Here is a 22,486-nt window from a genome sequence, read left to right as displayed (position 1 = left end):
CGCCCACATCGCTATTGATGTGCGACCGAGCGACAGACTGACAACATTCACGAACATTTCAAGATATAATTTGGCATCTTTTGTTCGAGTGTGACTCGCTGGTTCAAGTTGTGTAGACGCCGCCCGTGACGTTGATGGCTTGGCCGGTCATGAACCGAGCGCCCGATGAACACAAAAATACCACTAGATCGGCGACATCCTCGGGCTCCTCGAGGCGGCCCATCGGGGTCTGGCTGACATAGTCCTGGATCACGGCGGTGGTCGTCATCCCGCGCAGCTGAGCTTCCCACTCGACCTCGCGCGACTGCATGCCGGTCTTCACGAAGCCAGGACAGACGGCGTTGACCCGGATGCCGTGCGGCGCGAGCTCCCGTGCGAGTGCCTGGGTCCAGCCCAGCACCGCGAACTTGCTGGCGGAGTAATGCGCCAGCAAGGGCGCCCCAACTTTGGCCGCGAGCGAGGCGGTGTTGACGATTGTCCCACTTCCTGCCGCAAGAAAGTGCCGCGCCACGATCTGATTGGTGAGGAACACGCCGCGTGTGTTGACGTCGAAATTGAAATTCCACTCCTGGTCGGTGAGATCGACGGCGCGGTTCATGGTGGAGACACCCGCATTGGCGCACAGAATGTCGCACCCGCCGAGGATTGCCAGAGCGGCCTCGAAGCCGGTCTCAACCGCGTCGCGGCGGCGAACGTCCATGGCGACCGCGCCTGCGGCCCCGAGCGCTGCTGCGGTCTGCGCCGCGGCCGCGGCGTCGAGGTCGGCGATCACCACCAAGGCGCCATGACGGACCAGAGCCGCCACGATGGCCCGCCCGATTCCGGTGGCGCCCCCGGTTACAATCGCGCGCTGGCCGGCGATGTCGGAAGCGAGTGTCACGGCTTGGCTCATGGTCGACCCTGGACAAAATGGCGATTTGAACATATACGCAAAAATCCGAACTTTTAACAAGCTTGGTCCCGATCGTGGAGCGGCGCTCCTGCGGACCGATAAGCCGGACAAGCGTTGATGCCCAACCACCTGCGACGCAGCCCACCCGCCGAGACCGTCCCGTCCACCGAGTTCGCGCGCGCTTCCCACGCACTGGACGCCGTGACCCCGGACCGGCGCGGCGCCAGACCGATGCTGGCGCACGTGCGGCGCGCCTCGATCCTCGAGACGGTGCGCCAGACCGGCTCCGTGCAGGTCGCCGAGATCGCCGGACGCTTGGCGGTCTCGGAAATGACGATCCGCCGCGACCTCGTCGATCTTGAGCGGGAGGGTCATCTCAAGCGGCTGCACGGCGGCGCCGTGGCGTTGCAGGGTATCGCGGTGGACCGTGAGGAGCCGAGCTTCGACGCCCGGCTTAGCCGCGATCGGGGCGCAAAAGAGCGCGTCGCGGCTGCGGCGCTTCCGCTGGTCGACGATGCCCGGACTGTGGCGCTCGACGTGGGCGCGACCGCGTTTCTGCTGGCGCAATTGCTGCGCGCCCGGGTCGGTCTGCACCTTTTCACCAACTCGCTGCGGATCGCCGCTGCATTGTCGGACGGCGCCCAGCAGGTCTTCGTGCCGGGGGGCCGCGTGCGCGGCACCGAGATGGCGATCGGCGGCCCGGATGCCGTGGCGGCCTTCGCCAAGCTGTGGTTCGACGTCGCATTCCTGGGTGTGTCCGGCCTCACGGCCGATGGGCTGTTCGATTATTCCATCGAGGATACCGAGGTAAAGCGGGTGTATCTCGGCCGCTCCAGCCGAAAGGTCGTGCTCTGCGACGCTTCGAAATTCCAACGCATGTCGCTGGTGCGGGTGGCAGGCTTCGACACCGTCGACACGCTGGTGACCGATGCCATGCCGCCGCCCGACATCCAGGCCGCGCTCGACGCCGCCGGGGTCGAGGTGATCCTTGCCCCACCCGCGGCTTCATCAGGCGCCTGACCGGCGCGACAGGAAAGACATCCCATGGTTTTCGATTTTTTCGGCAGCAAGACCAAGGTCGTCATCGCAATGGCCCACATCGGGGCCCTGCCGGGCTCCCCGCTCTATGACGCCAGGGGCGGCATCCAGAAACTGGTCGACGATGTCGCGCGCGACATCGAACAACTCCAGAGTGGCGGCGTCGACGCGATTATGTTCGGCAACGAGAACGACCGCCCTTATGTGTTCAAGGCGCCTCCCGAGGGTCTCGCGGCCATGACCGCGGTGGTGCAGATTCTCAAGCCGATGCTCACGGTGCCGTTCGGCGTCAACTATCTGTGGGATCCGACCGCCAGCGTCGCGATCGGGGCCGTGACGGGTGCGAGCTTCGTGCGCGAGATCTTCACCGGCCTGTTCGCGTCCGACATGGGCCTCTGGCAGCCCGACTGCGCCACGCCAGCGCGGTTGCGCGCGCAACTCGGCCGGCCGGACCTCAAGATGCTGTTCAATATCAACGCCGAATTCGCCCATTCTCTCGACCAGCGGCCGATCGAGCTGCGCGCCAAAAGCGCGGTGTTCTCTTCGCTCGCCGACGCGATCCTGGTCTCGGGCCCCATCACCGGCCAGCCCGCCGATGCCGGAGACTTGCGCAAGGTCTGCGAGACGATCCGAGACGTTCCGGTGTTCGCCAATACGGGCGTCAATCTCGACAACGTGTCGGAGGTGCTGCGCTTGGCAAGCGGCGTCGTGATCGGCACCCACTTCAAGCAAGATGGCATCACCTGGAACGCGGTGGACGGTAACCGGGTCAATCGCTTCATGGACAAGGTCGGACAGTTGCGCTGAGCCGGAGACCCCGCGATGCCTTGCGTCATCGGACTCGACATTGGCACGACCTCGACTATCGGAGTCTTACTTCGCCTGCCCGATCAGGTGCTTGCAGTGGCGACGCGCCCGGTGACCCTACGGGCCCCACACCCGGGCTGGGCCGAAGAGGACCCGGCGCAGTGGTGGGCCAATGTCTGCGCGATCTCCCAGGAGCTGCTCGCGAACAGCGCGGTGCCGACGCAGGACATCGCGGGCATCGGGGTGACCGGCATGCTGCCCGCCGTGGTGCTGCTCGATCGCGACGGCGCGGTGCTTCGCCCCAGCATCCAGCAGAGCGACGGGCGCTGCGGGGAGGAGGTCGAGGCGATGCGGGCCGAATGGCCCGAGGCCGACTTCCTGACGCGGGCCGGCAACGGCATCAACCAGCAGCTCGTGGGCGCCAAGCTGCGCTGGATCGAGACGCATGAGCCCGACGTCTTCAGCCGCATCGCGACGGTGTTCGGCTCCTACGATTACATCAATTGGCAGCTCACCGGCACGCGGGCTATCGAGCAGAACTGGGCGCTCGAAGCCGGCGTTATCGACCTTGCGACCCATGTGATCGACCCCGCCATGGCAGCGTTCGCCCACTGCCCGACGGGCGCGCTGCCCCCGGTGGTCCGTTCCCATGCGGTGCTGGGTCGGGTTTCGGCCGAGGCCGCGCGCTCCACCGGCCTGCCGGGCGGCGTCCCCGTGGTGGGCGGCGCGGCCGACATGATCGCCTCGGCACTGGGGGCAGGGGTGGTGGCCAAAGGCGATATTTTGCTCAAGTTCGGCGGTTCGATCGATGTGCTGGTCGCCACCGACATCGTGGCGCCCGACGCCCGGATGTTCCTCGACTACCATCTCGTGCCGGGCCTGTTCATGCCCAACGGCTGCATGTCGACCGGCGGCTCGGGCCTGAACTGGATGGTGATGACTTTCGCGGGCGGTGAGCGTGCCGCGGCCGAGGCCGCCGGGCTGAGCCTGCATCAGCATCTCGACGCGCTGGCTGGGGCGCGTCCCGCAGGGGCCGAGGGCCTGACCGTCCTGCCCTATTTTCTCGGCGAGAAGACCCCCATCCACGATGCCGGTGCACGTGGCGTTTTCAGCGGCCTGACGCTGAGCCACGATCTCGGCCACCTCTGGCGCGCGATGCTGGAAGCCTACGCGTATGCGATCGCCCATCACGTGGAGGTGCTGAACGCCATGGGGCACTCGACCACGCGGTTCCTGGTGTCGGACGGCGGATCGGCCAGTCGAGTGTGGATGCAGATCGTGGCCGATGTGCTTCAGCAGCCACTACAGACGCTGAGCGGGCATCTCGGGTCGTGCATCGGCGCCGCCTGGACCGCGGCGGTGGGGACGGGCTGCACCGACGATTGGAGCGGCGCGGCCAAACTGGTGCGCGAAGGCGAACTCATCCAGCCCGATCCAGCCGGCGCGGCCGTCTATGCCGCGGGCTTTCTGACCTATCGCAACCTATACCAGCGACTTGCGGCCAATCGGGATCCGGCATGACCGCGCTGCGCGCCGTGGCTTGGGACGTGGATGGAACGCTGGTGGATAGCGAACCGCTGCACCTCCGGGCGCTGCTGGCCGCGAGCCGCGGCTTCGGGGTCGACCTATCGGATCTTCGCGACGATGAGTTCCGCGGCGTCCATATGCCCGATGTGTGGCGCGCGCTCCGGTCCCGCATGCCCGCAGACCTTCAAGAGACCGTGTGGCTGGATGCGATCGCGGCGCATTACATCGGCGATCGCGCCACGCTGCGGCCGCTGCCGGGCGCCGTCGAGACCATTGCGGCCTTGGCAGCGCGCGGCATTCCGCAGGCCTGCGTCTCCAACTCGCACCGCGCTGTCGTGAATGCCAACCTCGACGCGCTTGGCATCACCCGGTTCATGGCCTTTACGATCGCGCTGGACGATGTCTCGGCCGGCAAACCGGATCCCGAGCCCTACGCTGCGGCCGCCCGGTTGTTCGGCCTCGCACCCTATGAGGTTCTGGCCGTCGAGGACAGTGTTGCCGGCATGACGTCCGCCGTAGCGGCAGGTCTTCCGGTCGCGTTTTTCACGACGCATTTCGATGCCAGTATCGCGACCGCGGGGGCCAGTCCGATTTCACGACTAGCCGATATCTTCCGCTGGTTCTGAGCGTGGATCGGGCTTCGGAACGTGGTCAAAAACACTATCGGGAGGCAAGGCCGGGATGGACAGGGGTGCCCCGATCGACGCCGCAGTCGTGGTCGTACGTGCCTCAGCGGAAGTTGGCAGAAGTTCGGGGTAAGCCGCGTGACCCTCGGTGCGGCGGCATGACGCCGACCTCGCCCGTAAAGCGGCGAGGTATGATCAACTCTATCGCTACCGGTGGTCGCGTGATCGTCGCCGGCGGGGTCGCAGAGAAGAGCCTTCGCGTCGCCCCTTACTCAGCAGGAGGGCCGACAGTGACCGGCAGCCATCTCAGGCCGGCAAACCCAGCCGGCGTTGACGTCTGCGCGATCAGCGATACTCGATCGTGCATGCCGGCGTGCTGGCGAGCGGATCGCGCAGCGGGACAAGGCTCGCGCTGGACGGCACGAGCGTGGCCGCGCCGCAGATCACTCAACTGGCGGCCATTTGCTCAGTGCGAATGGCATCTGCGAACGGGCCGATGTTCAGGCTTTGGCAGCGCAGGAGGAGGCCGCAAACCTACCCGGCCTCCGATCGGATCGAGAAATCGCTATGGGACTGGTCGCATCACATCCATGCTTCCAGACAAGCCGCCACGCTTCGATCCCGATTTCTGAGCTGTGGTGTCTACGTGAAGGGCCTTGCCGTCCCACAACGGCGGGGGTCGTGCCATTTTCATTGAAAGGTCGGACGGACTGGCCGAGGAGCGCGGGCCGAGAAACCTGCGTCGGAGAGCATTGAATGCGCAACGCTGAAGAAATCTGGGATTTGGTGGATGCCAAGCGAGAGCCGTTCGAGGTCTTGGCGGACCGTGTCTTCGACACGCCTGAACTCAACTTCACCGAGCACAGGAGCGTTGCCGAGCACGTCGATATGCTGAAAGCGGAGGGGTTCCAAGTGACGGAAGCGGTCGCCGGCATGCCCACGGCGGTTATTGGCGAGGCGGGGCAAGGCGGTCCGCTGATTGCGATATTGGGCGAGTACGACGCCCTGCCAGGCCTTTCGCAGGAACCCGGGGTCGCCGAGCACCGGCCGTTGCCGGGCAGGGGTTACGGCCATGGCTGCGGCCACAACCTGCTCGGCTCGGCCTCGCTGCTGGCCGCAACGGCGGTGAAGGACTTTCTCGCGTCGCACGGTCTGCCCGGCCGAGTCCGCTATTACGGTTGCCCGGCTGAGGAGGGTGGCTCGGGCAAGACCTATATGGTGCGTGCCGGAGCCTATGACGGCGTCGATGCGGCGATATGCTGGCATCCCAGTGCGTTCTCAGGCGTCAACGCCGCCGCGTCTCTGGCTTGCATGGAGGCCGACTTCACCTTTCTGGGCCGGTCCGCCCATGCGGCCGCGGCGCCGCACCTCGGACGCAGCGCTCTGGACGCGGTCGAACTCATGAACGTCGGCGTCAACTATATGCGCGAGCACATGCCGAGTTCGGCGCGGATCCACTACGCGATCCTCGATACGGGCGGTATCGCGCCCAATGTCGTTCAGGCCCGGGCCGTTGTCCGATACCTCGTGCGCGCTCGCGATCTCGACACGATGCGCGAGCTTTTCGACCGCGTCCTCAAAGTCGCGCAAGGCGCGACCCTCATGACCGAAACCAGTGTCAGCCATCGTGTTCTCAGCGCCGACGCGAACCTGATCGGGAACGGTCCCCTCGAGACCGTCATGGGACGGGTCTATGAGCGCCTGGGCGGGCCTAAGTTCGACGCCGCCGACCGTGCATTTGCGGCGGAAATTCAGAAGACGCTCACAGATGCCGAGATTGTGGCCGCCTACCAGCGCGCCGGCCAGGCTCCGCGGCCTGACACGCCGCTGTGCGACTGGGTGGTGGACATCAATGATTGGAGTAGCGACGGCGTCGGCTCGACCGACGTCGGAACCGTGAGTTGGGTCACCCCCACCGTGCAGGCCCGTGGCGCAACCTACGCGATCGGCACGCCTGGTCACTCCTGGCAATTGACGGCTCAAGGTAAGATGCCCGCAGCTCATAAGGGGATGGTTCATGCCGCTAAAGTCATGGCTGCCACAGCCATGGACCTTTTCAACAATCCTGAGATCCTCGACGAAGCCAAAATCGACCACCGCCGACGAGTGGGCGACAAACCCTTCGTGTCACCGATCCCGCCCGATGTTGATCCCCCTTTGGACATGGCGGCTCATTGAGCGGACGCCACTTGTTACCCGCCCCGATTGAGGTGTCGGGTGACAAACCTGCGGCACCGATCGGATTGAGGATCATCGAACAGCTGGGCTGGGGGCCCTTGCTCCTCGATCCGGCCCTGGTCGAGAAAGATCGCCTTTGTGGAAACGTCGCGCGCGAAGCTGATTTCGTGCGTTACGATCAGCATGGTGCGACCTTCCTCGGCGAGTATGCGGATCACCCGCAGAACCTCCCCGACAAGTTCGGGGTCGAGCGCCGAGGTGGGTTCTTCGAACAGCAGTACCCGCGGCTGCATGGCCAGGGCACGGGCGATCGCGGCGCGCTGCTGCTGTCCGCCCGACAGTTGCGCCGGATAGCTGTTCCGCTTGTCAAGGAGGCCCACCTTCGCAAGCAACGCTTCGGCCTCCGCCACGCAATCCGCCCGAGTCGGCTTTTGGACCTAGACGGGGGCCTCGATGACGTTGCCGAGCACTGTCATGTGCGGCCACAGGTTGAAGCTTTGGAACACGAAGCCGAGCTTCTTGCGCAGGCGCGTCACCTGCCGCATGTCGGGAACGCTGCCGACGCCGAGCCTGATCGGCTCACCTTCGAGGGAGATCACGCCGGCGCTTGGTACTGCCAAAAATGGGATGCAGCGGAGCAGCGTGCTTTTGCCGGATCCGCTTGCGCCCACGATCGCGATCACATCGCCTTCGGCGGCGTCCAGGGAGACCCCCTTCAGCACCTCGAGCGCCCCGAAGTTCTTGTGGAGGTCTCGGATCGAGAGGACAGGCCCGCTCGGCGCGACGTCGTGAGACTTCATGGCAGCGTGCCTCGTCGCAGCGGATCCAGGTGCCCTTCCAAGCGGGCGACCCCGCGCGACAGCAGAAAGTTGATGGACAAGTAGACGGCTCCGGCGCAGAGGAAAACCTGCATGGGTCGGAACGTCGCCGAGGCGATGCCCGAAGCGATGCCCGTGAGCTCCGACACGGTGATAATCGAGGCCAGCGAGGTCGATTTCACCATTATGATGATCTCGCTGCCATAGGCCGGCAGGGCTTGGCGGATGGCCAGCGGCATGATGATCCGTCGAAACGTGGTGAAGCGCGACATGCCTGTCACGGTAGCGGCTTCCACGACGCCGGGCGGCACCGCCGCCAGACCGCCCCTGAGGAACTCCACCGTGTAGGCGGCCGTGTTGAGCGACAGGGCCAGGATGGCGCACCACACCGGCTGGCGCAGCACCGGCCAAAACAAGCTGTCCCGCACCGCCGCGAACTGTCCGAGGCCGTAATAAAGTAGGAAAATCTGCATCAGCAGCGGCGACCCGCGCAAAGTGAAGGAGAACAGCCGCACCAGCAAATCCACCGGCCAGGCGAGAAGGCGCGCCCAGGTCATGACGAGAGCCAAGAGCCCTCCGACCAGCAGCGAAGCTGCCGTCAGGCCGATAGTGACCGGAATGCCGGGTAGCAATTCCAGAAGCACCGCTCCGAAGAAGGAAAAGTCCACACCCGGCCCGCTCACGCCCGCCGGGCGGCGCGAAGTGCAACACCGCGCGATGACCAGGCTTCTGCCGCGCGGAACATCGAGCGCCTCGGCGAAGTCGATCACCATCTGCGGGCTCGGTTGGCTGCGGCCACTTTCAACAAAACTGACGTGCTTTTGAGACACGCCGGCATCGAGGGCGAGATCGAGCTGCGACTTGGCCAACGGGGCGGCATCTATGAGGTCCGCACCTATCGCGTCAAGCCGGGCGGCCTTGCCCCGATACTCTCGGCCTGGGAGGCAGCCATCGCGCCGGCACGCGACTACACCGATCATCTCGTCACCAACATGTATGCCCTGGATGGCGCACCGAGGATCACGCACATTTGGAGTTTCGAGAGCCTGGAAGAACGCGCGAGGCTCCGCGCAGACGCTTACGGTGCCGGCGTGTGGCCTCCCAAGGGTGGGCCGGACCAGATCCTGGATGCCACCGCGGCCAATGCCCTCCCGCAGGGTTCATCACCCTTGGCTTAGCTCATTGCTCTTTCGACGAACGCAGAAGCTTGTCCCACAGGTTGGCCAGCGACAACGCCGTTTTGAAGATTCCAGGGTCCTCCCTCCCGCGTAGTCGCGTGCCGTCGAGCGTTGATGCCGCGCCGTGATGCACGGCACCTTCACGAACCAGCTCGCGGTCGCGCCGCAGCATTCCGCAGATGGCTGAGCAGTTCGCGCACGGCCGCTGATTGAGCCTGGGCCGCTCCATGAACCGTGATGGCGAAGCTCGGCAGTTCCGGCAGTCCAGCCTCGTACAGGATGTCGAGCTCCGGGGGCACTGTCGAGGTCAGCCAAGCCGAGACGGCCAGGTCCATGCGAACCGTCGCGCGCGTGGCATCGAGGCCGCCATTCTCGAACACGGCCCGGGTTTCACGGCCGTGCTTCGCGAGTGCCGCGGCGACGACAGAACGGAAGACGCAGGTTTCGGCCACAAGCGAAAGCGGAAGCGGGTCGCGCCTGTGCGCGCGACCGCCTTTCGCGCCCACCCACAGCAGCCGCTCGACGGCAAGCACCTCGCCCGTTTCGAAGCCGGCCGGTTCTTCGGCTACGGCGAGGTCGAGCCGGCCGGTCCGCACGGCGTCTATCAGGTCTGGCGACGGCAGACCGACGAGGGACAGTTTGACCTGGGGGGCGGCTTCGCTGAACCCTTGCAGGGCCGGCGCAAGCGTGGTGCCGACGAGGTCGTAGGGCACGCCGAGTCGCACGCGACCGCGCAGATCGGAGCGTTCCAGTTCGGACCAGACTTCGTCGTTGAGCGCCACAAAGGCACGGGCCCGGCCCAGAAGGCGCTCTCCAAGCGCGGTCAGACGCAGCCCGCGAGCCTCGCGCAACAGCAAGGCACCACCGGCGAGCAATTCGAGCCGCGCGATCTGTTGGCTGATCGCGCCCTGGGTCAGGTGTAGCCTGCGACTGGCACTCGTCATGCTTCGCAGATCGGCAACGGCAAGAAAGGTCCGGAACGGGGCGACGTCGAGGTTGCGAGGCATCACCGATCAGTGCGGCTAATATCTGGCATTAGCAAAATTGGTTTCCGTAAAGCCGGAGCGGAAGCTAGGCAAACGTCACTCACGCTGTTCTACCTTCCATGCACGCACTCGCCCCCCTCCTTCTGTTCGTTCTTGTCGCCACAATCAGCCCAGGCGGCGCGACGACGCTCGCCACGATCTCGGGAGCGAACTTCGGGTTCAGGCGGTCCCTCCCCTGATCGGAGGGATCGCGTTTGGCCTTGCCACCATGGCGGCTGGCGCGGCTCTCGGCCTCGGCAGCGTACTCCTAGCGGCGCCGATGCTCGCCCTCGCGATGAAAGCTGCGGGATCAGCCTATCTCCTGTGGCTTGCCGTGCAGACGGCGCGACGGGGCACACCGCGTCTTGCCGGCGCGGCGGAGCCGACCGGCTTCATCACGGGCCTGTGGATGCTCTGGCATAACCCAAAGGGATGGGGGGGATGACGGTGGGGGCGGCCGCCTCCTTCGCGGCTCTTGCCGATGGCCCCTGGCAACTCGGCGGACTGCTCGGCGCCGTGTTCGGTGTCTGCGCCCTTCTTTCACTGTCGCTGTGGTGCACTACCGGCCTTCTTCTCGCCCGCGCCTTGCGGAGCGACACGCAATGGCGCGCGCTCAACATGATCTTGGGGGCCTTTCTCGCGCTGTCGATCGTGCTCATCTGGATCTAGCGATCGGACCCGCGCCTTATCTTCATCCCGCTGAAGACCGGCTCACACGGCCTCGAAACGCTTTCGGAGATCGTCAAGCAGCCAGGTGCCGGCCCTGCCAAGCGGGCGGTCGCACAGGTGCGCTGCATAGACCGTCAGCGCTTCCGCTGACCGGGTCGGGTCATCCGCTATCGAGCGCGGCACGAGACGTCCGTCGCCAGGTACCGGGCGATCAGATGGTCCGGCATCCGACACCATCAGCCCGGCCTTCGTGCGCGCGACGCTTAAAGCGCGCGAGGGAACGGCCCTGGTCGAAACGCAACGCGCGGTGGCGGAGACCGTCTTCGCCGACGCGACCCAGACCTTTTCGATCCGGGCCGATCTCGCTGGCTCGCCATGCTGGTCCGGGTGATCGTCGGCACCGCCGACAAGATCCTGCCGGCCCGCTACGCCGACACCCTGCCGTCGCACGTCGCCCTGCACCGCTTCGCCGGGATCGGCCACATGCCGCAGTTCGAAACAAAGGAAGCGGTCGCCCGCATAATGAACGAGATGCCCGCGCCCATCTGAGTAAACCAGCATCCGGTTCGTCTCGTTGGTAGCAAAAACTCCCCCGAAGCAGACTTTCAGCTTTCGGCCAACAATCACTTCGTCCCCAGAATGAGGCCATCTCCTGCGGAAAGCGGGCTCAGCATGGCGCAGACGCCTTCCCACATCGGTAAAAGGCTCCAATCTATTCGTCTGGACCTCTGACCTTGTAGGACGGAGGCACCGACGATTGGCGGGGTGCCGAAAGCCGTCGATCTGCTCGCGTCAATGGATCGTCGATCGAGAAGCAGCATTCAGCGCTTTCCGACATCGAACGTCTGCAACATCAAGCGATGGCCAAGTCGGCGGCACTGACGCCCTGATGGCCATCGGCAAACTGAGAACGGCACGCCGATCGCGTCCAGCAGATTTCCTTGACCGAAGATCTGAAGGACCGCTTTCACGGATGATCTATGACCATTCAGCGATTTGCCAGCAGGTCTCCGATCCGTTTGCCCAGCACCTCCATGGCGAACGGCTTTGTGATGACCTCCATGCCCGCATCAAGGTGGCCATGCCCCAGGACGGCATTCTCGGCGTAGCCCGTAATGAAAAGGATCTTCAGTCCCGGTCGCAGGGCACGCGCCGCGTCGGCGACCTGGCGTCCGTTCATGCCGTTCGGGAGGCCGACGTCGGTGACCATCAGGTCGATCTGCACAGCCGATTCGAGGATCTTCAGCGCGGCGACGCCGTCCTCGGCCTCGATGGCGTTGCAGCCCGCTTCCCCGAGCACATCGGCGACCAGCATGCGGACGCTTGGTTCATCGTCGACGACAAGCACCGTCCCGCCCTTTGCGAACGGCAAGGCATCGCCGCGATCAAGCAGGATCTCGTCGGCCGCTTCGTTGCCATAGTGGCGGGGAAGGTACAGGCAAACCATGGTGCCGTGGCCCACCTCCGAGTAGATCCGGACCGTGCCCCCGGTCTGTTTGGTGAAACCGTAGATCATGCTCAGGCCCAGCCCGGTCCCCATGCCGATCGGCTTGGTCGTGAAAAACGGGTCGAAGGCCCGCGCGACGACATCGGCCGGCATGCCTGTTCCCGTATCGCTGACGCACAGGGAGACGTACTGGCCCGGCTTCAACTCCCGTTCGCGAGCCCCGCGTTCGTCGAGCCATCGATTGCCGGTCTCGATCGTCAACTGACCGCCTTGCGGCATGGCATCCCGCGCATTGATCGCTAGGTTCAGCAGCGCATTTTCGAGCTGCGGCGGATCCACCAAGGTCTTCCAAAGGCCGCCGGCCCCGACGACCTCAAGCTTGATCGTGGGGCCGACAGTCCGGCGAATCAGCTCCGCCATCTCGGCGACGAGTCGGTTCACGTCGGTCGGCTTGGGCGCGAGTGTCTGCCGACGCGAGAAGGCGAGGAGGCGATGGGTCAGGGCGGCGGCCCGCTTGGCCGCACCCTGGGCCGTCGTGGCGTATTTCTCAAGTTCTCCGAGCCGGCCCTGTCTCAACCGCGTCTGCATCAACTCGAGCGAGCCCAGGACGCCAGTCAGCAAGTTATTGAAGTCGTGGGCGAGGCCGCCCGTGAGCTGACCCACGGCCTCCATCTTTTGCGCCTGGCGAAGTTGCTCTTCCGTGCGGTGCAGGGCTTCAGCCTGCTCCTTTTCCGCGGTGACGTCCCGCCCATTGGCGTAGACCAGTCCGTCCTCGGAGGCCGCGACCCAGGAAATCCACCTGAAGCTTCCATCTGCATGACGGCACCGGGTCTCGTAGGCCGGCAGCCCGGTGTCGAAGGCAGCGTTCAGGGCCGCTTCGCTGTCGGAATGGTGCTCGTCGTGATTGAACTCCAGGTGGTGCCGGCCGACGACCTGATCCGGCCGCCACCCAAGGACCGTGGTCCAGGCCTCGTTCACGGCAAGAAAGATACCGTCGCGGCCGACCACGGCTTGAAGATCGCGCGAGTTCTTCCACGCACGATCCCGCTCCCTCGTCCGCTCCTCGACGCGTCGCTCCAAGGAGGCGGCCAGTTCCCGAAGATCCTGCTCGACGCGGCGACGCTCGACCGCGACACGAGTGCGCTCGGCAACCTCCCTCACGAAGGCCAGTTCCTCGTCCGACCAATGCCGCGCCTGCGCATGGTTGAGATACAACAACGCGACGAGGCCACCTTTCTCTGTGATCGGCATGTTGACGACGGATTGAGCGCTGATGGCCTTGAGGGCATCGGCCGTGTCTCTCGTCCGGGGGTCGGTCTCCGCGTCGGCGAAAACGACGGTTTCCCTGCGCTTCAGATCTTCGATGTAGGAGCCGTAGTCACGGAAGTGCAGCAGGCCGGCGAGGCTCTTGATCCCCGGCGCGTTCCAGTCCCGCTCGATCCTGATCGTCTCCGCCTCGATGTCGACGGTGCCGTAGCCGGCGCGACTGACTCCCAACGCCTCGCCCAGAATCCTGGCCGCCTCGAAGGCGATCTCGTCGGGATCCGTTTTGTCGCGGATGACATCGCCAAGTTCGACCAGCGCACGCCGGCGGGTGTCGGAGACCATGCGGTCGGTGATGTCGAGGGAGACGCCTACGAGGCGACGTGCTCTTCCATCCGCTTCCATGATGGCTTTGGCGCGGATCTGGACCCAGCCCGTGCTGCCGTCGAGCCGGATGACCCTGTACTCGATGTCGTAGTCGGCGCCCGTCGCAACGGAACGCTCGACGGCCTTCTGCCGGCGTTCCCGATCCTCGGGGTGCACGGCGGCCTGCAAGTCGGCGTAGGTGAAAGGGGCGGATTGGGGCCGGCCGAAGTTCTCGTTGCAGCGGGGCGAAGCCTCCATCTCCATCGTGCGGAGATCCAGGTCCCAAACGCCCAGTCGACCCGCCTCGGTCGCAAAGCGAAGCCGATCGTCGCTTTCCCGCTGGGCGCGCTGGCGCCCGGCGACCTCCGCCATCAGGGCGGCGTTGTGGGTTTCGAGTCCCGCCAGACGGCCACGTTCCAAAGAGACATCGACCTGGCTGGCGAAGAAATAGGCCAGATTTCCCTCGGCATCGTGGACCGGCGCCATCAGCAGGCGGTTCCAAAAGTGCGTCCCATCCTTGCGGGCGTTCTCGATGTCGATCTCGATGGCCTCGGGAGCCGCGACGGCAGCGCGGATGCGTGCAACCGCCGCAGGATCGGTCTCGGCGCATTGCAGAAAGCGGCAGTTCCGCCCGACGATCTCTTCCCGAGGATAGCCGGTCAATCGGCAGAACGAGTCGTTGACGAAGACAATGGGGTTATCGGGAAGCCGAGGGTTGGAGACGACCATCGGCATGCGCGTGGCTCGAACGGCGGCAAAGAACGGATCGTCACCGCCATCTTTTCCCGCGATTTCCGCGCTGACGTGGGCCGCGGTGCTTGATGACCGCGCGAGAAGCTCGGCCTTCAGGCGGGCGATTTCGGCCCTGTAATCGGCTTCTTGCTCCCGGTCATCTTTGCTTCCGTCCAAACTCATGCGTGACCTGCTGACGATGGGGCATCGCGTTCTGGCGAGACGCCGCTGGCAAGAACGCACGACACGTCAAATGGGTCGGCGCAAGCAGCATGCTCAGCACGAATGCAGGCGCATTGACGGTCCGCTCAAACCTCTGCAGGGAAAGCAACCTGGCCAACGGTGTTTATCTGACCCGGTGAGCGAATCCGATTGGCAGTGTTCCAGCTGCGACCGTTCGTGGGTTCCAATAAGGTCGACGAGCGTTGACCACCATGACCGGCCACAGAGGTCCGTTTCGGATCCGGCGTGCTCAGGCGCGTCCAGGACCAATCGGAACTTCCGCTCTCGCACACGACCAATCTTCGAGCCAGAGCGGCCTCGTTGGGCGAGTGCTCCTGAACGAGGGTGACAGGAGAGCTCTGCGGTGCCCGCGGAAGCTTCCTTTCAACATCTTGGGAACGCTTCTCCCTCGAGCCCGTTCTTCGACAATCCGAAAGAGCGGTCGCTATGGCTCGCCTCCCCGAAGGATCGAGCATGAAGCAGCGCGACGACTGGCACCTGACCGGCGACATCGAACATGAGAGCGGTCGAGGCGACCCTTTCGCTGCGGCGATCAGGGCGACACGCATGCCCATGGTGATCACGGACCCGCGCCTCCCCGACAATCCTATCGTGTTCGCCAACGAGGCGTTCCAGAATCTGACCGGCTACGGGCGGGAAGAGATCATCGGGCGCAACTGCCGCTTCCTGCAAGGTCCTGAGACGGATGAGGGAGCAGTCGCGACACTTCGAGAGGCCATCGCGGGCGAGAACGCCGTACAGATCGACATCCTGAACTATCGAAAGGACGGATCGAAGTTCTGGAACGCCCTCTATCTCAGCCCAACGCGAGGGGTCGATGGAGACGTCCAGTTCTTCTTTGCGTCGCAACTCGACGTCACGGACCGGATCGAGGCGCAACGGCAGATCACCGAGCAGAAGGAGATCGTCGAGGTCGAGGTCCAAAAGAGAACCTTGGCCTTGAAGGAGGCGCTGCAGGCCAAGACGCTGCTGCTTCATGAAGTCGACCACCGGGTCAAGAACAACCTGACGATGATCGGGTCTCTGCTGCGGCTGCAATCACGCCAGATCGGAGACCCGGCGATCAGCTCGAAGTTGGACGCGATGCTTGAGCGCGTCGACGCCCTCGCGACCGTGCATCGACGCCTGTACCAGTCCGACGACATCACGCGTTTCGACGTCGGGGCCTTCACGGCCAACCTCGTCGCCGATGTCATCGGAGCGAGCGGTCGAACGGACATAAAGGTGGACGCCGACGTTGAAGAATTGGAGATTCCCTCCAGCAAGGCGTCGGCATTGGGTCTGATCATCAATGAGCTCGTCACGAATGCCGTCAAGCACGCTTTCGCGAACGGCAGGTCCGGGACGCTCCATGTCTTCGCACGCGCGATCGATGGCCGCGCGATCCTGCGCATCTCGGACGATGGCTTAGGAATGCCGAAGGCCGACACCTTGGTGGACGGCCTGGGTCGAACCCTCGTCGCCCGGCTGTCCCGTCAGGTCGGCGGAACGACAAGCTGGCATGGAGCCACCTCGGGGACGACTGTCACCATCGACCTTCCGGCAGGAGGATGACGATGGGAAGGCGCCACACTCCCCTGCGGTTTCTTGTCGTCGAGGACGAAGCGCTGCTCGCCATGGATCTCGGCATGATGATCGAGGACGCCGGCCACCACGTTGTGGCGGAGGCCGGCTGCCTGCGTGAGGTTCAGGGCCTCGACGTCGGCATTGCGCCCGACGTGGCCTTCGTCGACCTTCATCTGGCCGAGGGTTCCAGTGGCCTCGATGTCTGCGCCCATATCAAGCAGAACTGGGGCGATGCCATCATCGTCTTCGTGACCGCGAACCCGAGGAAACTCCGTGTCGACCATCCTGGGGCCCATGGGGTGATCGCCAAGCCGTTCTCCCGCAATGGCATCATGTCGGCGCTGCGGTACATCACGGAAGGCATCTGCGATCCGCCCCCATCGGCTTCAACGCCACCGGACTTCACCGCGTTTCCGGCTCTCGCGGCGACATGGAAGGATTGACGCAGGGGCCGTGGAGCGCTCGGGTTCTCGATGGCGTCGAAACCTTTAGGTGATCACCGAGTCGAGGATCGAGGCCGCTTCCCGGATATCGGCCTGGACGGAAGATCGGGCCGCCTCCGCATCGCCTGCCGCGAGCGCATCGGCGAGCCGCCGGTGGTGATGGTTCGAGACGACGAAGTTTCCACGATCGTGCAAGAGGTTGAAATAGGGGCTGACCTGCAGCCACAGGCTTTCGATGATCCCCAGCAGGGCCTCCGACCCGCTTGCCTGATAGATCGTGAAGTGGAACTCCCGGTTCGAGCGCAGATAGACCTTCCGGGCCTCGCGATCCGGCTTGATGTTGTCCATCTCCTCGATCCAGCGTGCCAGGTGGCCGACGATCGGCCGCGTGATGTTCGGAACGGCCCAGGTCACGGCCAGGGCCTCGATTTCGAGCCGTGTCCGCGTGAGGTCGGCGAGACGGTCCCGCGATAAAGGCGGTATGCCGAGGCTGCGGCCGGCCACGACGGTGAGTGCCTTCTCGGCCGTGAGACGCAGGATGGCCTCGCGCACCGGCATGGCACTGACCCCGAACGCATCCGCGAGCCACTGGATGGTGATGGACTGCCCAGGTGCGAGTTCGCCGTTGAGGATCAATTGCTTGGCTTGACGGTAGACGTCCTCCTGCATGGTCCCACGGCGGATCTGCTGGACCGCCAATGGCCCACGCTCCTGGCCTTTCGCTATGCTCATCATCGTTCCTGACGCGACTGTCGCCACAAACTCTAAGCCATCGGCATGGCGCGCCAAAGTGATTTGACTTGTCGTCGTCGCCACTTTTGATCTATGATCAAAAGAACACGGGCAAAAGCCCGGGGCGGCGATGTCGCGACAGGGGAGAGGAAGCATGACCAGGACAGGATGGGTGTCGGCGTTCGTCGGCGCAGGATTGATCGGGGCCGTCGGTCTCGGCCTGGCGCCGGCCCAAGCAGCCGATAAGTACAAGATCTATCTGTCGATGAGCTATATCGGCAACGACTGGCAGGGCGAGGCCGCCAACATGGTCAAGGCCATGGCGGCCAGCAAGGACATGGCCGGCAAGGTCGATCTGCAGGTGCAGGTGTCCGGTCCCAACGCCCAGAAGCAGATCCAGCAGATCAACGCGATGGTTCAGGCTGGCGCCAAGGCCATCGTGGTCTATCCGATTTCCCCCACGGCCTTGAACGCCGCGGTCAAGAACGCCTGCAGCAAGGGCGTGGTCGTCGTCGCCTACGACGCCGAAATTTCCGAACCCTGCGCCCACAATGTGACGATCGACCAGGCGGAAGCCGGCCGCGTCACGGCCGAGTGGCTGGCCAAGAAGCTGAACGGCAAGGGCAACATCGTCGCCATCACGGGCGTGCCCGGCACCTCGGTCGATACCGAGCGCACCAAGGCCGCCAAGGCTGTCTTCGCCAAGTATCCGGACATCAAGATCGTCAACGAGGCGGTCGGCCTGTGGAGCCAGGCGGTCGCCCGCACCGAGCTTTCGAAGATCCTGGCCACGCGCAAGTGGGACGAGATCGACGGGCTCTGGATGCAGGTCGGTTGCTACACGGCCAACAGCATGCAAATCGAGGCCGGTGCCACGGCCGACAAATTGAAGCCATGCGCGGGCGAAGGCTCGAACGGCGGCCGCATCCAGATGCTGCCGGCCAACACCGAGGTCGAGGGTGCGAACGGCACCTACAAGCCGATGAGTGCGCCCCGCATCTCCTACGCGTCGCCACCCTATTCGGGGGCCTTGGCCCTGAAGCTCGCGGTGCAGAAGCTCGATGGCAAGGAAATCCCGCAGCACACGACGCTGCCGCTGCCACTCGTCACCAACGAGACCATCAAGCTCTGCCAGGAGGGAACCTGGGCCGAGATGAAGTCGGGCTGCAACGCTTTCAAGCCGTCGCTCGTGTCGAACCCCGGCTGGTTCGCCTCGATCTTCTCGAACGACACTCCCGAAGTCGGCCTCAACGCCGCGCTGGTCGGGCAGCCGGAAGACTGAGCCTCGTCTGTCCTTCTTTCGGTCACCCGGGAGACGGATTCATGGAGTTGCCTGTGTCCGAACCTCAGCCATCGGCACCAGCCATCGCGGCGAAGAACATCCGGAAGGTGTTCGGAGCCACGATCGCGGTGAACGATGTGTCCTTCGCGGTCGAGGCTGGCGAGGTCCATGCGCTGCTCGGCGAGAACGGCGCCGGCAAGTCGACCCTGGTCAAGCTGCTCTCGGGCCTGATCCTGCCGACCACGGGCGTTCTGTCCGTGTTCGGAATGCCCGCCGTCCTCGACGCGCCCCGCGCCTCTCACGCGCGGGGGATCCAGACGGCGTTCCAGGAACTCACCATGGTCCGGGACCTCACGGTTCTCGACAACATGCTGATGCCCTACCCGCCCATCAATGCTTTCGGGCAGATCCGGCGGGGCGAGGCGCGGCGCCGAGTCGAGGCGCACCTCGACGCCCTCGGCCTCGGCGACATCGATCCGCAGGCGGAATTGCGCGACCTCGATCTCAACCAGCGGCAGAAGATCGAGATCGCGCGGGCACTGTTCCGGCAGCCGAAGATCCTTCTGCTCGACGAACCGACCTCGACCCTGTCGGGCCGCGACATCGACTGGCTCGGCGACTTGATTGAAAAGCGCCGCGGCGCAGGCGTCACGATCGTCTTCATCTCCCACCGCATGCGCGAGGTCCGGGCATTTTGCGATCGCGTGACGGTGCTGCGCAACGGCAGGCACGTCGCGACCGAGCGTCTCTCGGACGTCAGCGACGAGGCGGTGATCGACATGATCGCCGGCAAGGCACTCGGCCAGTCCTTTCCGCCGAAGCCGCCCGTGCCGTCGCCCTCGGGGGAGCCGGTGCTTGGCGTGCGCAATCTGGCAACAGAGAAGCGGCTTGCCGACGTGTCCTTTGACCTGCGTCGCGGCGAGATCCTCGGGGTGGCGGGCCTGCAGGGCATGGGGCAGCTCGAACTCTTCACCGCGCTGTTCGGCATGGAGGAGAGCACGGGCGACATCCGGGTCGAAGGTCGGCCCGTGACCTTCACGTCGCCTCGCGACGCAGCGGATGCGCGGATCGGCATCAGTCTGGTGCCGGAGGACCGCAAGACCGAGGCGCTGTTCCTCAAGCTCGACGGCAAGCGCAATGTGTCCTTGCCGGTGATCGACCGCTACACAAGGTTCGGGCTGATCGACGGGGCGCGCGAAGAGGCGGACGTATCGCTGGTGCTGGCCCGCCTCAACGTGCAGATGCGGGCGCTCTGGACCGGGGTGAAGGCATTTTCGGGCGGCAACCAGCAGAAGATCGCGATCGCCAAATGGCTTTTCGCACAGAGCCGGGTGCTGCTGCTATTCGACCCTACCCGCGGCATTGACGTCGGCACCAAGCACGAGATCTACGCGCTGATGCAGGAATATGCGGCCGCCGGTGGTGCGATCCTGTTTTACTCGACCGAGATCGCCGAACTCGATCACCTCGCCCACCGGGTGCTGGTGCTCTACCGGGGCCGCATCGCGGCCGATCTTGCGGGTGGCGAGATCTCGGAAGATGCGATCCTGCGCGCGACGCTGGGCGGCGCTCCCGCCAGTCTGGAGCTGCAATGAGCGCCGCGAGCCTCGACCGCACGGAAGCCGCTTCAAGTGCGAGGCGCCGTCTTCGGCTTGGCCGGAACCGCGGCCCCATCATCGCCGTTCTGGCCTTCCTGATCTGCCTCGGCCTCGTCAAGGGCGTGAGTGGCGGCACGCTCGGCTATTACGAGTTGAGCACGCTTGCCGCAGGCGGCGCGACCCTGGCGATCGCCGCCATCGGCCAGACGATCGTGATCCTCTCGGGCGGCTTCGATCTATCGGCCGCGGCCGTGATCTCGCTTGTCAACGTCACGCTCGCCGGCCACATGGAGGATACGGCCTCGAGCATCGCGCTCTGGACGGCCGGTGGCCTCGCGATCGGCGCGCTGGCGGGCGCCTTCAACGGATTCTTCATCGCGATCCTGCGGCTGCAGCCGATCGTGGTGACACTCGCCTCCATGTTCATCCTTCAGGGCGTGACCCTGCTGGTGATGGACAAGCCTGGCGGCCAGATCCCGGCGGGCTTCGGAGCGTTGCTGGTGGGTGACGCAATCCCGGGCCTGTTGCCGATGCCGGTGCTCTTGCTATTGGCTCTCGCCGGCCTCTGGCTCCTCTTGAAGAACACTGTATTCGGCAAGGCCATCTATTCGATCGGTTCGGACCGCGATGCGGCCAGGGCCGCAGGTCTCGGTGTTCGTCGTCACGAATTCTTCGTCTATGTCCTGGCCGGTGCGCTTTATGGCTCCGCCGGCGTGTTCATCAGCGCCCAGACGGGTTCGGGCGATCCGCTGGTCGGCAACCCCATGCTGCTACAGATGTTTGCGGCCGTCGTGGTCGGCGGTACCCTGCTCGGCGGCGGGCGCGGCGGTCCGATCGGGACGATCTTCGGCGCCTATGTACTGATGCTGGTCGTCAACATCCTGCTCGTCCTCAACGTGCCGGCTTTCTATTCGTCGATCGTCGAAGGCGCGATCCTGATCCTGGCGGTGCTCGGTGCTTCGATAACGCATTCTTCGGTACTGGCCACGACGCTGCGCACGGCGCGCCGGCGGATCGCGGCCCATCGTGCCGGCACGTTACCGCGCCAGCTGAGACTGGAGGAGCACCGGCTCGTCCTGCCCGCGGCGACACCGCGCATCGACCGGCCGCCCTTCTGGGTGCGCCATGCGGAAGGACTGCGCAACGCCCTTCCTGCGTTCATCTGCTTCGCGCTGGTGCTCGTCGTGACCCACTTCATGCTCGGCAGTTCGCTCGTATCCTGGCGCTATTACGATTCGCTGATCGTGCTGGGCAGCTTCCTGGCCATTCTGGCGCTTGGCCAGGGCACCGTGATCCTGACCGGCGGACTCGACCTCTCGCTGCCCTGGACGATTGGCTTCTGCGGCATTCTGTGCGCGGGGCTTCTCAAAGGCTCCGATGCCGCGTTGATCTACGCCCTTCCGGCGGTTCTTGCCTTCGGGTGCTTCGTGGGATTCTGCAATGGACTCGGCATCGTGGCGCTCGGCATCTCGCCCATCGTGATGACGCTGGCGATGAACGGCATCCTCCAAGGGATCGCGCTCGTCTATTCGGGCGGCACACCGGATGGCTTCGCGTCGCCGGGGCTCCGCTGGTTCATGACGGGACAGATCGCCGGGGTCACGCCGGTCGTCGTCATGATGGCGCTGTTCGTGATCGGCGCCGTGGTGCTGCTCGGGAAGACGGCGTTCGGTCGCCGGGTCTATGCCATCGGCAATGGTGTTCGAGCGGCCGAGCTTTCGGGCGTCCCGGTGAAGAGCACGATCGTCAAGGTCTACGTCCTCTCCGGCCTCTGCGCCGCGCTCGTCGGCTGCCTCCTGTCCGGCTTCTCGGGCCAGGGCAGTCTCGGTATGGGCGACGAATATCTGCTGCCCTCGATCGCCGTCGTGGTGGTCGGCGGGGCTCTCATCACGGGCGGTCGGGGCAGCTACATCGGCATGATCGGCGGCGTGCTGCTGCTGACTGCCCTGCAGACGCTGCTGGCCGGCACAATGCTCCCCTATGCAACCCGCGCCATCCTGTACGGAACGGTCGTGCTCTGCGCGGTCGTGGCGCTTCGTGAAAAGAACAGTTGAGG

19 protein-coding genes and 1 pseudogene are annotated in these 22,486 nt (G+C 65.0%); 13 read left to right on the top strand and 7 right to left on the bottom strand.

Annotation, left to right across the window (positions count from 1 at the left end; all coding sequences use genetic code 11):
* Positions 1 to 103 precede the first annotated feature (103 nt).
* Positions 104 to 880, bottom strand: coding sequence for an SDR family NAD(P)-dependent oxidoreductase (locus tag M8523_RS02745; RefSeq protein WP_282583273.1), 777 nt, complete (start codon positions 878 to 880; stop codon positions 104 to 106).
* Between the two features lie 243 nt (positions 881 to 1,123).
* Here M8523_RS02745 and M8523_RS02740 point away from each other — a divergent pair, with 243 nt between their 5' ends.
* The 5 genes from M8523_RS02740 (at position 1,124) to M8523_RS02720 (ending at position 7,068) form a co-directional block, all read left to right on the top strand.
* A complete protein-coding gene (locus M8523_RS02740; RefSeq protein WP_282583426.1) occupies positions 1,124 to 1,912 on the top strand; it encodes a DeoR/GlpR family DNA-binding transcription regulator in 789 nt (262 codons plus the stop codon).
* 24 nt (positions 1,913 to 1,936) lie between these two features.
* Positions 1,937 to 2,737: a BtpA/SgcQ family protein gene (locus M8523_RS02735; RefSeq protein WP_282583272.1), complete on the top strand. Its 801-nt coding sequence runs from the start codon at positions 1,937 to 1,939 to the stop codon at positions 2,735 to 2,737.
* Between the two features lie 15 nt (positions 2,738 to 2,752).
* The gene (locus M8523_RS02730) at positions 2,753 to 4,258 is read left to right on the top strand and encodes an FGGY-family carbohydrate kinase (protein ID WP_282583271.1); all 1,506 of its coding nucleotides are present in this window, start codon (positions 2,753 to 2,755) and stop codon (positions 4,256 to 4,258) included.
* Positions 4,255 to 4,890, top strand: coding sequence for an HAD family hydrolase (locus M8523_RS02725; protein ID WP_282583270.1), 636 nt, complete (start codon positions 4,255 to 4,257; stop codon positions 4,888 to 4,890). The genes M8523_RS02730 and M8523_RS02725 overlap by 4 nt, the downstream gene beginning before the upstream one ends.
* 756 nt (positions 4,891 to 5,646) lie before the next feature.
* Complete coding sequence (locus tag M8523_RS02720; protein WP_282583269.1) at positions 5,647 to 7,068, top strand: M20 family metallopeptidase; 1,422 nt, start codon at positions 5,647 to 5,649, stop codon at positions 7,066 to 7,068.
* A gap of 14 nt (positions 7,069 to 7,082) precedes the next feature.
* On the opposite strand, the pseudogene M8523_RS02715 reads toward M8523_RS02720, so the two are convergent.
* Positions 7,083 to 7,868: pseudogene (locus tag M8523_RS02715) on the bottom strand (ABC transporter ATP-binding protein).
* A complete protein-coding gene (locus tag M8523_RS02710) occupies positions 7,865 to 8,659 on the bottom strand; it encodes an ABC transporter permease (protein ID WP_282583268.1) in 795 nt (264 codons plus the stop codon). Before M8523_RS02710 ends, M8523_RS02715 begins: the two are co-directional and overlap by 4 nt.
* Before the next feature lie 42 nt (positions 8,660 to 8,701).
* Here M8523_RS02710 and M8523_RS02705 point away from each other — a divergent pair, with 42 nt between their 5' ends.
* Positions 8,702 to 9,064, top strand: coding sequence for an NIPSNAP family protein (locus M8523_RS02705; protein WP_282583267.1), 363 nt, complete (start codon positions 8,702 to 8,704; stop codon positions 9,062 to 9,064).
* A gap of 140 nt (positions 9,065 to 9,204) precedes the next feature.
* On the opposite strand, the gene M8523_RS02700 is transcribed toward M8523_RS02705, so the two are convergent.
* The gene (locus M8523_RS02700; protein WP_282583266.1) at positions 9,205 to 10,071 is read right to left on the bottom strand and encodes a LysR substrate-binding domain-containing protein; all 867 of its coding nucleotides are present in this window, start codon (positions 10,069 to 10,071) and stop codon (positions 9,205 to 9,207) included.
* Positions 10,072 to 10,318: 247 nt separating this feature from the next.
* Here M8523_RS02700 and M8523_RS36560 point away from each other — a divergent pair, with 247 nt between their 5' ends.
* Both M8523_RS36560 and M8523_RS36555 read left to right on the top strand, forming a co-directional pair.
* Positions 10,319 to 10,534: a LysE family transporter gene (locus M8523_RS36560; RefSeq protein WP_345894211.1), complete on the top strand. Its 216-nt coding sequence runs from the start codon at positions 10,319 to 10,321 to the stop codon at positions 10,532 to 10,534.
* A complete protein-coding gene (locus M8523_RS36555; protein WP_345894210.1) occupies positions 10,531 to 10,758 on the top strand; it encodes a hypothetical protein in 228 nt (75 codons plus the stop codon). The genes M8523_RS36560 and M8523_RS36555 overlap by 4 nt, the downstream gene beginning before the upstream one ends.
* Positions 10,759 to 10,800: 42 nt before the next feature.
* Here M8523_RS36555 and M8523_RS02690 read toward each other — a convergent pair whose 3' ends face one another.
* Together M8523_RS02690 and M8523_RS02685 are read right to left on the bottom strand one after the other, a co-directional pair.
* Complete coding sequence (locus M8523_RS02690) at positions 10,801 to 11,319, bottom strand: hypothetical protein (RefSeq protein ID WP_282583265.1); 519 nt, start codon at positions 11,317 to 11,319, stop codon at positions 10,801 to 10,803.
* A gap of 427 nt (positions 11,320 to 11,746) precedes the next feature.
* Positions 11,747 to 14,749, bottom strand: coding sequence for a PAS domain-containing protein (locus M8523_RS02685; RefSeq protein WP_282583264.1), 3,003 nt, complete (start codon positions 14,747 to 14,749; stop codon positions 11,747 to 11,749).
* 513 nt (positions 14,750 to 15,262) lie between these two features.
* On the opposite strand from M8523_RS02685, the gene M8523_RS02680 reads away from it, so the two are divergent.
* Both M8523_RS02680 and M8523_RS02675 read left to right on the top strand, forming a co-directional pair.
* Positions 15,263 to 16,363 carry a histidine kinase dimerization/phosphoacceptor domain -containing protein gene (locus tag M8523_RS02680; RefSeq protein ID WP_282583263.1) on the top strand — a complete coding sequence of 367 codons (1,101 nt, stop codon included), beginning with the start codon at positions 15,263 to 15,265 and terminating at the stop codon, positions 16,361 to 16,363.
* A 2-nt stretch (positions 16,364 to 16,365) separates the two neighbouring features.
* Positions 16,366 to 16,818, top strand: coding sequence for a response regulator (locus M8523_RS02675; RefSeq protein WP_282583262.1), 453 nt, complete (start codon positions 16,366 to 16,368; stop codon positions 16,816 to 16,818).
* A 45-nt stretch (positions 16,819 to 16,863) separates the two neighbouring features.
* Here the strand turns inward: M8523_RS02675 and M8523_RS02670 are convergent, their stop codons facing one another.
* Positions 16,864 to 17,550 carry a GntR family transcriptional regulator gene (locus M8523_RS02670; RefSeq protein ID WP_282583261.1) on the bottom strand — a complete coding sequence of 229 codons (687 nt, stop codon included), beginning with the start codon at positions 17,548 to 17,550 and terminating at the stop codon, positions 16,864 to 16,866.
* Positions 17,551 to 17,704: 154 nt separating this feature from the next.
* Here M8523_RS02670 and M8523_RS02665 point away from each other — a divergent pair, with 154 nt between their 5' ends.
* From M8523_RS02665 to M8523_RS02655, 3 genes are read left to right on the top strand one after another with little or no spacing between them, the layout of a single operon-like run.
* Positions 17,705 to 18,832: a sugar ABC transporter substrate-binding protein gene (locus M8523_RS02665; RefSeq protein WP_282583260.1), complete on the top strand. Its 1,128-nt coding sequence runs from the start codon at positions 17,705 to 17,707 to the stop codon at positions 18,830 to 18,832.
* 53 nt (positions 18,833 to 18,885) lie between these two features.
* Positions 18,886 to 20,427 carry a sugar ABC transporter ATP-binding protein gene (locus tag M8523_RS02660; protein ID WP_282583259.1) on the top strand — a complete coding sequence of 514 codons (1,542 nt, stop codon included), beginning with the start codon at positions 18,886 to 18,888 and terminating at the stop codon, positions 20,425 to 20,427.
* Positions 20,424 to 22,484 (top strand): ABC transporter permease, encoded by a 2,061-nt coding sequence (locus M8523_RS02655; protein WP_282583258.1) that lies wholly within the window; start codon positions 20,424 to 20,426, stop codon positions 22,482 to 22,484. The genes M8523_RS02660 and M8523_RS02655 overlap by 4 nt, the downstream gene beginning before the upstream one ends.
* The last annotated feature ends 2 nt before the right edge of the window (positions 22,485 to 22,486 follow it).

The sequence above is a fragment of the Lichenifustis flavocetrariae genome (genome assembly GCF_026130545.1).
In the GTDB taxonomy this organism is placed as follows: domain Bacteria; phylum Pseudomonadota; class Alphaproteobacteria; order Rhizobiales; family Beijerinckiaceae; genus Lichenihabitans; species Lichenihabitans flavocetrariae.
The sequence above is the reverse complement of the archived record's forward strand: the minus strand, read 5'-3'. Positions and strand labels throughout refer to the sequence as shown.

What these genes read in the sequence shown, in the direction of transcription:
- M8523_RS02740 (WP_282583426.1), top strand. Translation starts at nt 1,124, where the DNA reads ATGCTGGCGCACGTGCGGCGCGCCTCGATCCTCGAGACGGTGCGCCAG.
- M8523_RS02720 (WP_282583269.1), top strand. Translation starts at nt 5,647, where the DNA reads ATGCGCAACGCTGAAGAAATCTGGGATTTGGTGGATGCCAAGCGAGAG.
- M8523_RS02670 (WP_282583261.1), bottom strand. Translation starts at nt 17,550, where the DNA reads ATGAGCATAGCGAAAGGCCAGGAGCGTGGGCCATTGGCGGTCCAGCAG.
- M8523_RS02665 (WP_282583260.1), top strand. Translation starts at nt 17,705, where the DNA reads ATGACCAGGACAGGATGGGTGTCGGCGTTCGTCGGCGCAGGATTGATC.
- M8523_RS02685 (WP_282583264.1), bottom strand. Translation starts at nt 14,749, where the DNA reads ATGAGTTTGGACGGAAGCAAAGATGACCGGGAGCAAGAAGCCGATTAC.
- M8523_RS36555 (WP_345894210.1), top strand. Translation starts at nt 10,531, where the DNA reads ATGACGGTGGGGGCGGCCGCCTCCTTCGCGGCTCTTGCCGATGGCCCC.
- M8523_RS02710 (WP_282583268.1), bottom strand. Translation starts at nt 8,659, where the DNA reads ATGGTGATCGACTTCGCCGAGGCGCTCGATGTTCCGCGCGGCAGAAGC.
- M8523_RS02700 (WP_282583266.1), bottom strand. Translation starts at nt 10,071, where the DNA reads ATGCCTCGCAACCTCGACGTCGCCCCGTTCCGGACCTTTCTTGCCGTT.
- M8523_RS02725 (WP_282583270.1), top strand. Translation starts at nt 4,255, where the DNA reads ATGACCGCGCTGCGCGCCGTGGCTTGGGACGTGGATGGAACGCTGGTG.
- M8523_RS36560 (WP_345894211.1), top strand. Translation starts at nt 10,319, where the DNA reads ATGGCGGCTGGCGCGGCTCTCGGCCTCGGCAGCGTACTCCTAGCGGCG.
- M8523_RS02675 (WP_282583262.1), top strand. Translation starts at nt 16,366, where the DNA reads ATGGGAAGGCGCCACACTCCCCTGCGGTTTCTTGTCGTCGAGGACGAA.
- M8523_RS02735 (WP_282583272.1), top strand. Translation starts at nt 1,937, where the DNA reads ATGGTTTTCGATTTTTTCGGCAGCAAGACCAAGGTCGTCATCGCAATG.
- M8523_RS02655 (WP_282583258.1), top strand. Translation starts at nt 20,424, where the DNA reads ATGAGCGCCGCGAGCCTCGACCGCACGGAAGCCGCTTCAAGTGCGAGG.
- M8523_RS02690 (WP_282583265.1), bottom strand. Translation starts at nt 11,319, where the DNA reads ATGCTGGTTTACTCAGATGGGCGCGGGCATCTCGTTCATTATGCGGGC.
- M8523_RS02730 (WP_282583271.1), top strand. Translation starts at nt 2,753, where the DNA reads ATGCCTTGCGTCATCGGACTCGACATTGGCACGACCTCGACTATCGGA.
- M8523_RS02680 (WP_282583263.1), top strand. Translation starts at nt 15,263, where the DNA reads ATGAAGCAGCGCGACGACTGGCACCTGACCGGCGACATCGAACATGAG.